The organism is Streptomyces sp. CNQ085 (assembly GCF_022614595.1).
Lineage (GTDB): Bacteria > Actinomycetota > Actinomycetes > Streptomycetales > Streptomycetaceae > Streptomyces.
In genome coordinates this window covers 1-9,966 of record NZ_JAJFAU010000167.1, presented here as the reverse complement: position 1 = coordinate 9,966, position 9,966 = coordinate 1, and the positions used below count along the sequence as shown (strand labels likewise).

The 9,966-nt window shown below is 74.6% G+C and carries 10 protein-coding genes and 1 pseudogene; 5 read left to right on the top strand and 6 right to left on the bottom strand.

Annotated elements, in window-relative coordinates; genetic code table 11:
* From LJ221_RS21280 to LJ221_RS21270, 3 genes are all read left to right on the top strand, one after another.
* Window positions 1-932, top strand: a 932-nt coding sequence (locus tag LJ221_RS21280; RefSeq protein ID WP_241718336.1) for a DUF4139 domain-containing protein, incomplete at its 5' end; no start/stop codon positions are given.
* Window positions 929-2,587, top strand: a complete 1,659-nt coding sequence (locus LJ221_RS21275) for a mucoidy inhibitor MuiA family protein (RefSeq protein WP_241718335.1) — start codon at window positions 929-931, stop codon at window positions 2,585-2,587. The genes LJ221_RS21280 and LJ221_RS21275, both read left to right, overlap by 4 nt.
* A gap of 99 nt (window positions 2,588-2,686) precedes the next feature.
* The gene (locus LJ221_RS21270) at window positions 2,687-2,953 is read left to right on the top strand and encodes an MW1434 family type I TA system toxin (protein WP_241718334.1); all 267 of its coding nucleotides are present in this window, start codon (window positions 2,687-2,689) and stop codon (window positions 2,951-2,953) included.
* Window positions 2,954-3,121: 168 nt separating this feature from the next.
* Here LJ221_RS21270 and LJ221_RS21265 read toward each other — a convergent pair whose 3' ends face one another.
* Window positions 3,122-3,862 carry an SDR family NAD(P)-dependent oxidoreductase gene (locus LJ221_RS21265; protein WP_241718338.1) on the bottom strand — a complete coding sequence of 247 codons (741 nt, stop codon included), beginning with the start codon at window positions 3,860-3,862 and terminating at the stop codon, window positions 3,122-3,124.
* Window positions 3,863-4,151: 289 nt separating this feature from the next.
* On the opposite strand from LJ221_RS21265, the pseudogene LJ221_RS21260 reads away from it, so the two are divergent.
* A pseudogene (locus tag LJ221_RS21260) lies at window positions 4,152-4,493 on the top strand (hypothetical protein); the annotation flags it as partial.
* Here the strand turns inward: LJ221_RS21260 and LJ221_RS21255 are convergent.
* The 5 genes from LJ221_RS21255 to LJ221_RS21235 form a co-directional block, all read right to left on the bottom strand.
* Complete coding sequence (locus LJ221_RS21255) at window positions 4,433-5,410, bottom strand: TIGR03557 family F420-dependent LLM class oxidoreductase (protein WP_241718333.1); 978 nt, start codon at window positions 5,408-5,410, stop codon at window positions 4,433-4,435. The pseudogene LJ221_RS21260 and the gene LJ221_RS21255 overlap by 61 nt on opposite strands.
* Window positions 5,411-5,607: 197 nt before the next feature.
* Entirely contained in the window at window positions 5,608-6,063 is a 456-nt protein-coding gene (locus LJ221_RS21250; RefSeq protein WP_241718332.1) for a tellurite resistance TerB family protein, read from the bottom strand.
* A 556-nt stretch (window positions 6,064-6,619) separates the two neighbouring features.
* Window positions 6,620-7,129 carry a tyrosine-type recombinase/integrase gene (locus LJ221_RS21245; protein ID WP_241718331.1) on the bottom strand — a complete coding sequence of 170 codons (510 nt, stop codon included), beginning with the start codon at window positions 7,127-7,129 and terminating at the stop codon, window positions 6,620-6,622.
* Window positions 7,130-7,315: 186 nt separating this feature from the next.
* Complete coding sequence (locus LJ221_RS21240; RefSeq protein ID WP_241718330.1) at window positions 7,316-7,984, bottom strand: pyridoxamine 5'-phosphate oxidase family protein; 669 nt, start codon at window positions 7,982-7,984, stop codon at window positions 7,316-7,318.
* A gap of 130 nt (window positions 7,985-8,114) precedes the next feature.
* Window positions 8,115-9,167 carry an NAD(P)-dependent alcohol dehydrogenase gene (locus tag LJ221_RS21235; protein WP_241718337.1) on the bottom strand — a complete coding sequence of 351 codons (1,053 nt, stop codon included), beginning with the start codon at window positions 9,165-9,167 and terminating at the stop codon, window positions 8,115-8,117.
* A 396-nt stretch (window positions 9,168-9,563) separates the two neighbouring features.
* Between LJ221_RS21235 and LJ221_RS21225 the strand changes: the two genes are divergently transcribed.
* Complete coding sequence (locus tag LJ221_RS21225; RefSeq protein ID WP_241718329.1) at window positions 9,564-9,854, top strand: metal-sensitive transcriptional regulator; 291 nt, start codon at window positions 9,564-9,566, stop codon at window positions 9,852-9,854.
* Window positions 9,855-9,966 lie beyond the last annotated feature (112 nt).

Genomic DNA, 9,966 nt, shown 5'->3' with positions numbered 1-9,966 from the left:
CGGCCGCCCCGGCCGCCCCGGCGGCCCCCGGTGCGGCAGCCGTCCCCCCGCCGCCCTCCCCGCCGGTCCCGGCCGAGGGCATGCTCGACTACTCGGGCCTGACGCTGGCCGGCCCGGACGAGCCCGGCCGTCGCGGCAGACTGCGGCCACCGCCGGGCAAGGAGAGCACGGCCGTCGCCCGGCACCGGCGGCGGGCCGAGTCCGTGGCGCGGTTGGCGCGACCCGTCCACGCGGTCGACGTACGGCGGTCCACGGGCTCCTTCCACCACCGCTACGACACGGCGGCCCCCGTGGACGTGGACGGGGACGGCGCCTGGCACACCGTCCCCGTCCACGAGATCCCGGTGGAGACGGTGACGGAGTACGTGTGCGTGCCGTCGGCGGAGCCGACCGTGTACGGCACGGTGCTGCTGACCAACGCCTCCCGCCACCCGCTGCCGGCCGGGCCGGCCGATGTCCTCGTGGGCGGCGACTTCGTCCTCACCACACCCCTGCCCACCCTCGCGCCCGGGGAGCGCCGCAGGGTGGGGATCGGCGCCGTGGAGAGCGTGAAGGCGGCGCGGCGTACGCGTCTGCGCGAGTCCACCACCGGGCTGCGCGGCGGGACGACGGTGCTCGACCACTCGGTCGAGGTCGAGCTCGCCAACCGCCTGGCGCACCGGATCACGGTGGAGGTGCGCGAACGCGTGCCTGTCAGCACCGACCGGGAGGTACGGATCGAGGAGCGTCCGGCCGAGCCGCCCTGGACGGCTCCCGACAGGCCGCTCGACGACGGGGACGGCGGCGACGGTCGCCATGTGCGCGGGGCGCGGGTCTGGCGGGTGGAGCTGGAGCCGGGCCGGACCACCGTCCTCACGGGCGGGTACGAGGTGCGGATCCCCGCGGGCAGGGCACTGGTCGGCGGGAACCGGAGGGACTGGTCCACACCATGACGAACGCACCGCGGAACACAGCCGGGCACGGCGCGCCGGCCCCCCGTCCGGAACCGGTCCCCCTGCCGGTCACCGCCGTGACGTGCATGGAGGACCGCGCCCAGGTCGAGCGGCACGGGAGCGTCGGACTGGCCGCGGGCGCGCAGCGGCTGCTGGTCGGCCCGGTGACGCCGCTGGCCGTGGACCGTTCCCTGCGCGCGGAGGTTTCCGCCGGGGACGGCGGCCCGGGCGGCGTCCGGGTCGTCGACGCCCGTGTGGTGCGCACATACGCGCCCCCACGCCCGGGGCACCCGGGCGACGACGCCTCGGGACTCAGCCGCAGGGTCCATGTTCTGGAGGAGGAGCTGCGTGACGCCCGGTGGCTGAGGCAGCGGCTGGAGAGCGGCCTCGCGGTCGTCGCCCGGGCCAGGGCGGACCTGTACCGTGACATCGCCGAGGGCGCCGGGGCCGGTGCCGCCGACCCGGAGCGCTGGGCGGGCGGTCTGGAGCGGACCGACGACGAGGACGAGGCGCGTGCCGGGGAACTGCACGTGCTGCGGCGCCGGCTCCTCCGCCTGGAGGAGGAGCTGGGGGACACGCGCCAGGCTCTGCGGCGCACCGAGGAGGAGCCGCAGGAACTGACGGCCGCCGTGGAGGTGGTCGTCGAGGCCGACCGCGCCGGTCCCGCCCTGCTGCGCCTGACCCATCTGGTGCCCTGTGCCCTGTGGCGGCCCGCTTACCGGGCGACGCCGGCCGGGGACGAGCGGTCGGTGTGCCTGGAGACCGACGCGGTGGTGTGGCAGCGCACCGGCGAGGACTGGAAGGGGGTGCGGCTGTCGCTGTCCACCGCCCGGCCCACCCTCGCCGCCGGCCCTCCGGCGCTGTACGAGGACGAACTGGTGCTGCGCGAGCGCTCGGCCGCGAAGCGGCGCACGGTCGAGGTGGATCTGCGCGAGGAGGAGGTGCGCACGGTCGGGGACGAGTCGTCGGACGGGAGTGGGACAGCCGGGGCGGACGCGGAGCTTCCCGGGCTGTCGGACGGCGGCGAGGTGCGGGTGATGACCGCCGCGGCGCCCGTCGACGTAGCCTGCGACGGGCGCCCTCACCGGGTGCGGCTGTCGGCGTTCACCGCGCCGTGCCGCACCGCACTGGAGTGCGCACCCGAACTGTCGCCGCTGGTGGTCAGGGTGGCCAGGGCGGTCAATGGCGCCGGGCACGTGCTGCTGGCCGGTCCGGTGGACCTGGTGCGCGGCGGCGGGTTCACCGGGCGCGGCGAACTGCCGTTCACCGGGCGGGGCGAGGAGGTCTCACTGGCCTTCGGCGGCGAGGACACCTACCGGGTGGTGCGCCATGTCGAGGAGAGCCGCGGCACCGCGGGCCTGGGCGGCGTCAACCACCGCACGGTGATCACCCGTACGGTGCGGCTGTTCGTCTCCCGGCTGGACTCGTCCCCGGAAGGGGAGACGGCGGTCGTGGTGGTCCGCGAGCGCGTTCCGGTCTCGGAGGTCTCCGCCGTCGAGGTGCGGCTGCGAGGAGGAGCGTGCCTGCCGGAGCCCGACGAGGGCGTCGACGCGGAGGGCATGGTGCGCTACACCCTCCGTCTGGCTCCCGGCGAGAGGCGCGAGATCACACTGGCGTACGAACTCACGGCCGCGGCCGGCGTGGTGGGGCTCTGACGGCTGTGGCGCCGCGAGGGCTGCGACGGGCGGGCCTCGAACAGCACATCCGGAGTCCGGCTCTCAAGACCCTCCCGAGCGGTCCGCTACATTCGCCGCATGGACTTCTCCGCAGCCCTGGAACTTCTGAGGGACGGCCGTCGTATGGCGCGCCACGGCTGGATCCAGCCCGGCAAGTACGTCTACCTGGAGCCGGAGTCGGTCTGCGTCAGCCCCGACGGGCGAAGCCGGCCGCTCGCCGCCCATCTGCGGTTCGTCACCGCCGACGGCGCCGTGCAGGCCGGGGTGCAGCCGTCGCACGCCGGACTGCTGGCCGACGACTGGTACGACGTCGACGCGCCGGAGAAGGCCGGCGGCGGGCACTGAGCGGCACGGACTGAACCGCTCCCGGCGAGGGGCGGCCGTTTCCATGATGCCGGGGCTCCTCGTGCCGGGGTCGGGGATGCCGGGGCGTGTGCCGGACGGCTTCGTTCGCACCGCACGCGGGGCACGCCCCTCTCGGGGCACAGGCCCCGGCGGACGGGCCGGCGCCTCTCAGGTCCGCAGATAGGAGGCCCCGTTCAGGTCCAGTACGGCGCCCGCGCTCCACTGGGCCCGCGGGGAGGCCAGCCACAGCACCGCCTCGGCCACCTCCTCGGGCGATGCCACCCGCCCGTACGGGCTCTGCGCACGGATGGCCTCCCCCTCGGGGCCGGTCAGACGGTGGGTGACGCGTTCGGTGTCGATGAAGCCCGGCGCGACCGAGGTGACGGCGATGCCGTACGGGGCGAGGGCGACGGCCAGGGACTGGCCCAGCGCGTGGACTGCGGCCTTGGTGGCACCGTAGGCGGGGTGGTCGGGCTCGCCGCGGAACGCCCCGCGCGAGCCGACGTTGACGATCCGGCCGCCGGTGCCCTGGCCGATCATGTGGCGGGCGGCGGCGTGGCTGAGGTTCGCCGTACCGAGCAGGTTGACGTCCACGTGCCGCCGCCAGGCCTCGCACCAGTCCTCGTACCCCGTGGTCGCGGGCGGGTGCGGGGTGTTGACGGCCGCGTTGTTCACCAGGACGTCCAGGCCGCCCAGCGCCTCGGCCGCCGCGTCCGCCAGCTCCGCGGTCTGCCTCGGGTCGGCAAGATCCGCGCCGAGCAGGGCGTGGCCGTCGCCGGGCAGGGAGGCCAGGGTGGCCTCGGCGTCCTCCCGCCGGCTGCCGTGGTGGACGGCCACCCGGTCCCCGTTGGCGGCGAACGCCCGCGCCACCGCCCGGCCCAGCCCCCGTGACGCGCCGCCGACCAGCACGCGCCGCCCGCTGCCGGGGAACGCGGTGCTGTCAGCGGCCGCCTCTCCGTCATCGGGTGTCCGGAATCCGTCGAGGTGCTTCACGGCGGGGCTCCTGGGTGGGTCGCTACGGATCGTCGGGGTCGTCGGGTCGACGGCCGTCCACACCCTAGTTCGACATGGGACTGCCTTCCTCCTTCCTCTGCCGTCCTCACTCCCCGTACAGGCGCGTGTGGGCAACCCTCCGCCGGGAAACCGTGGAGGGCGTGCCGAGGCGCGTCCCCTCGGCACGGCGCCGAAGGGAGTGGTGATGGCGATCGCCTTCCTCTACGCCATCGGTACGGCCGCCGGAGGCATCAGCGGACCGCTGATCTTCGCCGAGCTCACCGAGTCCGGCGTCGTCGCGGACACCGTGCTCGCCTTCCGGATCGGCGCCGGGCTGATGACACTGGCCGGGCTGGTGGCCGTCCTCCTGGCGGTGCCGGGCGAGCGGCGGACGCTGGAGGACATCGCGGCGCCGCTGTCGGCGCAGGCGACGCCCGCTCCGGGCGAACGGGGGCGACCCCCGGCCCCGGAGCGGGCGGGGTCCGCTCAGGAGCCGGCCGGGCTCGGCGACAGCGCGCGGATGCGCCGGTCCAGCTCGCTGCTGTAGAAGTCCAGGAAGCCGTCCGGGTCGGGGCCGGCGTTCATCAGCACCAGCCGGTCGAAACCCGCGTCGACGTACCGCTGCGCCATCTCGGTGAACCTGGCCGGGTCCGGGCCGCAGGCGAAGTTCTCGAGCATGTCCTCCTCGCGGACAGTGGTGGTGGCGGCCGCGAAGTTGACCGGGTTGGGCAGCTCGCTCATCACCTTCCAGCCGGTCACGGCCCACCGCGCGGTCTCCAGCACGGCACGGGCCGCGGCGCGCTCGTCGGGCGCCCAGGCCACGGGCACCTCCGCGTAGGCGGGGCCGGAACCGCCGGCGTCGTGGTAATGGCGCGTGATCTCCGGCTTGGCCTCGGTCGCGAACAGCCCGTCGCCGAGCCCGGCGGCGATCCGCGCCGACGGGCCGCCGCTGGCCGCCACCGCGATCAGAGGGAGCTCCTCGGGGAGGTCGAAGACCCGCGCGTCCTCCAGGCGCAGGTGCCTGCCCTCGTAGGACCGGTATCCGCCGCGCCACAGCAGCCGGATGATCTCCAGGGCCTCGCGGAACATCTCGTGGCGTGCGGCGACGGCGGGGAAGCCCCGGCCGACGACGTGTTCGTTGAGCCGCTCGCCGGCACCGACACCGAGGACGAACCGGCCCTCGGAGAGCAGGGCGAGCGTCGCGGCGGCCTGGGCGATGATCGCCGGGTGGTACCGCACGGTCGGGCAGGTCACGCCGGTGGCCAGTCCGATGCGCTCGGTCTTCGCCGCGATGCTGCCCAGGACCGTCCAGGCGAACGGGGAGTGGCCCTGGTTGTCCAGCCACGGGTGGTAGTGGTCGCTGATCTCGACGAAGTCGAAACCGGCCTGCTCCGCACGGACCGCCTGCCGGACGAGTTCGGCGGGGCCGAACGCCTCCGCCGCCAGTTTGTAGCCGATCTGCATCTGTTCCTCTGTCCCTCGCTGTACGTCTCCGTACGTCGCCGTACAGAGACGTACGTCGTGCCGTTCGGTTGCCGCTCGCGGTGAGTTCCCGTGGCGCGCGGCGCGAAACGGCGCGGTGGGCCATGTGGGCGAGGGACGGCGATCCCGGCGGGGAGCACCGGGGCGCGGGGGCCATGCCACTGCCCCCGCGCTCCGGTTCACAGGTCGAACTCGTGCGGGGACAGGTCCAGGGTCTGGCAGACCTCGCGGACCACGGCGCGTTCGGAGAGGTCGAAGCGGCCGTCGGCGCCGCCTATGACGATGCCGATCTGGACGACAGCGCGGGCCTCCAGCGGTTTCCTCCTGACCCTCGCGATCTCCTGGAGGGCTCCGGTCCTGCCGCGCTCGCGGTCGGCGGCGATCGCGTCCAGCCGCTCTTCGAACAGGCTTCGCAGCTCGTCCGCGGGGAAGTTCCTCAGCACCTCGTTGTGTGCGATCAGATAGGCGGCACGACGCCGTTCGGCCGGATCGACCGTGCCGTCGGCCGCGGCGACGAGCGCGCACATCGCCATGGACGCGTCGCGGAACGCGCCGCCTCTGAGTTCGTTCCTCCTCTCCTCCAGCCGGGCCTGCATCGTCCGGGCGGATTCCTTGAGGCGGTTCCACAGGGCCATGGGCACACTCCGTACGTCGCTTGAGGGGGTCCGGGCCGCGCGCCGTCCGGACGTCCGCCCGGCGGGGCGGCGCGGAGCCGGGCCGTCCACGCACGGCCCGGCTCCGGAGGAAGGATAGAAGCGCTCCGTGGGCAGCGGTGACATCGACCCTGGCCAGGCAGGTGGGCACACCGACCGGGTGATGCGCCGTCACGCTCTCTTTACGGACCGGGCGATGGCCGCGGGCCTACCGCCTCGCACGGGCGGGGGCCAGCGCGGCCCGGAGCGCGCGGGGGCCGGACCTTTTTCCACGGACGGCCGGGTGTGAACGGCGGGTCGCCGGGCATGCGCACGGTACGGCCGCGCCCGCGACACCCCTCCCCCTCGTCGCGGCGCGGCCTTGTGCTGTCCGGGCCGGGGCTCGCAGCCACCCGGTGAACCCCCTTCACTCCATGCTGGAGGGCTACCTCGGCCCCGGCCGGCACCCCGCGCCGCCCGAGGGCACGGCTCGCCACGCCATCCTGCGGCTGGCCGCCGGAAAGCGACCCGGCCGCCCTGCCGCTTGAGGACGGGTGCGTCAGGCCGCGGCGGTGGTCCAGGCGCGGCGGAGCTGCTCGAAGCGGGTGGGCAGCGGGGGGCGCCGGCCGGCGTGGGCGGCGTTGGCGCGGTACACGAAGCGACGCCAGGAGAGCACCAGGCCCTGTCGGGTGATGGGCAGCCCGGCCGCGACCGTCACCCCGTTGTCGTGTGTGTGGTGGACCGTCAGCAGCAGCGCCTCGGGGACCGAACCCTCCAGCTCGGCGCACAGGTCGGCGCGGACGTCCATCCAGCGGCGCAGTACGAGCACCGTACCCGCGTCCAGACCGTGCCGCCGCGGGACGCGGTGCTTGCCGTGCTCGACGTCCACCCGGCCCGCGCCCAGGTCCAGCGACCGCACCGTACACCGCAGCAGGTCGCCGTAGCGTGCGCCGGAGGCCCTGGCCAGGCCGGTCACCACGGCCAGCCTCACCGTCTCCGGCTTCACGCCCTCCTCCATGGCCTGGGAAGCCAGGGTCCGCCATACCCACTCGGCCTCCTCCAGCGGCACCGGAGGTCTGGGGTAACGAGCCTCCGGCGCCGCTCCGGCCGGCCCCTCCGCCTCTTCCGTCCGTCCGGCTCTCATGGTCTCCGCCCTGTCCGCGTTTGCTCGATTTCTTTGGAATTGCCATGCGTTTGGCACATTATTTTATATCAGCGACGGCAGGCCGCTCCGGCGAAAAGGCCGCCTCGGCGGTCAGTCCTCCGTGTGGATGCGGCGCCCGGTGACGCGTTCGGCGCGGACGACCACCCACAGGTCCCGCCTCTCCCCCCCGGCCCAGGGCCCGCCGGACTCCTGTTCGGCCAGGTGGCGGGCCTCCTCCTCGCCCGCGGCCCGGGCACGGCCGACGACCAGGACACTCCAGCCGCGCCGGAAGGCGTCGTCCACGTAGTCGACCTCGAACGCCGCCTCGTGCCCCACCGCCACCGAGGGCGCGGAGCCGGGTTTGGTGCGGAAGGCGATCGAACCGTCCACGACCTGGTAGTTAACCGGGATGATGGCGGGCCCGTCGGCCGTGGTGACCGCGATACGCCCCACTCCGTGCGTGGAGAGCCTGGCCCAGCACTCCCCCTCGTCGAGTTCGAGGTACCGGGGGCGGCCCGCGGCACGACCCCGCCCGGGCGGGGTGTTGGTGCCGCCGCCGCGCAGCCACTCCACGGAGGTCTCCAGGGCGGCGGCCAGCCTGAGCAGCCCCGGCCCGCTCGGCGCCGAGGGGTGCTTCTCCAGGTACTCCAGATATCCCGGCGCCATGCCGGCCCGTACGGCGGCCTCCTCGCGGGTGAGTCCCAGCCGCTCGCGCTGGAGGGCCACCCGCCGGCCGATGTCACCGGGATCCGGCGGTCCTTGGTGCTCCTTGTCCGGCACGGCCTACGCCTCCTCACCTCGTTCCCTCCGACCGGCACGGGCTCTGCCGCGGCGATCGGGTACCCGTGCACGGATACCCGGTCGCGCCCCGCTCCATGGGGGCCGAAGGGGCGCACTCCCGGCCGGCGGCTCAGGCCTCGGCGGTGGGCACCAGCACCGCCCGGCCGTCGACCCGGCCGTCACGCAGCCGCTGGTAGACCTCGCCCGCCTCGCCCAGCGGATGGACCTCCACGTGCGGACGGATCCGCCCGGCGCGGGCGAGGGCGACGACCTCGGCCAGCTCCGGCCGGGTACCCCAGTACGGGATCGACACCGCCGCCTCGAAGGGAACGGCCCCGAAGGTGACGGGCAGGGTGCCGCCCGCCAGCCCGACGACGGTGATGTCGGCCTCCACGGCGGCGCACGCGGCGGCGGTGGCCATGGTGGGATCGGCGCCGACGCAGTCCAGCACCAGGGCGGCGCCGAGGCCGCCGGTCAGTGTGCGGATCCGGTCGGCGTCCCCCTCTCCGGCGGGCACGCAGTGGTCGGCGCCCGCCCCGGCGGCCAGGTCGAGCTTGTCGGATGCGAGGTCGACGGCGATGACGTCGGCCGGGCTCAGCGCCTTGAGCAGCTGGACGGCCATGTGTCCCAGCCCGCCCACGCCGATCACCACCGCCGCCGTGCCCGGCACCAGCTTGTGCAGGGAGCGCTTGACGGCATGGTAGGGCGTCAGCGCGGCGTCGGTCAGCGGAGCGGCGGTGCGCGGGTCCAGGTCACCCAGGGGTACGAGCAGCCGGGCGGAGGGGACGAGCATGTACTCGGCCATGCCGCCGTCCAGGCCCAGCCCTCCGCCGGCGGCCCGGAGCTCGGCGGCCCGGTGGCAGTAGTTCTCCGCTCCCCGGGCGCAGGCGGGGCACACCCCGCAGCCCCAGGGGCCGTAGACCAGCACCGCGTCGCCCTCGCGCAGCCCGGTGTCCCGCGTACCCGGCCCCAGGGTGTGCACCCAGCCGGAGGTCTCGTGGCCCAGGGTGAAGGGCAGGTCGTAGGGCATTGTTCCGGCGGGCCGGTCCATGACGTGCAGGTCGGAGTGGCACACGCCCGCACCCGCCACCTTCAGCAGAACCTCTCCCGGGCCGGGGTCCGGCACCGGGACCCGGGTCACCTCCGGAGGCCTCTGCCAGCCGGTGAGCCGCACCGCGGTCATCTCGGACATCAGCTTCCTCCCATCCGTACACGGCCTCGGAGCCGTCCCGCCCCGCGGTACCCCCGGAGCGGCGGTGCGACACCACCGGGGCGCGGCGCGGGCTCGGGCGGACGGGAAGGGGAGCGGGGCGCGCGTCAGCCGGCCAGGGTGGCGTCCAGGTCGGCGGGCCGGGCCCGCTGGAGGCGGTCCAGGGTGATGTTGTGGGCGCCGGGCAGGTGGCCGGACGCCTACTCGCCGGGGGTGCGCACGTCGACGACGGTCAGCCCGTGTGTGCGTGTGCTGCTCTGTTCGACGGTGAGCGCGGGAGTGGTGGACATGTGTGAGATGTTTCCTTCGAACGCGGGGAGGACGACCCGGCAGGTAGGGTACCCGGTGGGGTATGAAAGGGGAGGTTCCGTGGAACTGGCGATGGCGGCCGAGGAACTCAAGGCGGTGGTCAACCGGCTGCGAAGGGCGCAGGGCCAGATCGCCGGAGTGATCAAGATGATCGAGGAGGGGCGGGACTGCGAGGAGGTCGTCACACAGCTCGCGGCGGCCTCTCGGGCCCTGGACAAGGCCGGTTTCGCGGTCATCGCCACCGGTCTGCAGCACTGCCTGACCGAGAGTCCCGACGGCGACCCCGCGGCCGCCCTCGACCGCGAGCAGATGCGGGCCCGGCTGGAGAAGCTCTTCCTCTCGCTGGCCTGACCCCCGGTCCGCGGCGGGCGGCACCGGACGCCATCAGGATCAGCGAGGTCACCGCGGTGAACAGCTGTCCCACCACCACGCCCGTCAGAACGATCCTGACCGAGTGCATGCC

Excerpts from the sequence above, each read along its gene's own strand:
- LJ221_RS21275 (WP_241718335.1), top strand. The coding sequence starts at position 929 with ATGACGAACGCACCGCGGAACACAGCCGGGCACGGCGCGCCGGCCCCC.
- LJ221_RS21270 (WP_241718334.1), top strand. The coding sequence starts at position 2,687 with ATGGACTTCTCCGCAGCCCTGGAACTTCTGAGGGACGGCCGTCGTATG.
- LJ221_RS21235 (WP_241718337.1), bottom strand. The coding sequence starts at position 9,167 with ATGACCGCGGTGCGGCTCACCGGCTGGCAGAGGCCTCCGGAGGTGACC.
- LJ221_RS21255 (WP_241718333.1), bottom strand. The coding sequence starts at position 5,410 with ATGCAGATCGGCTACAAACTGGCGGCGGAGGCGTTCGGCCCCGCCGAA.
- LJ221_RS21250 (WP_241718332.1), bottom strand. The coding sequence starts at position 6,063 with ATGGCCCTGTGGAACCGCCTCAAGGAATCCGCCCGGACGATGCAGGCC.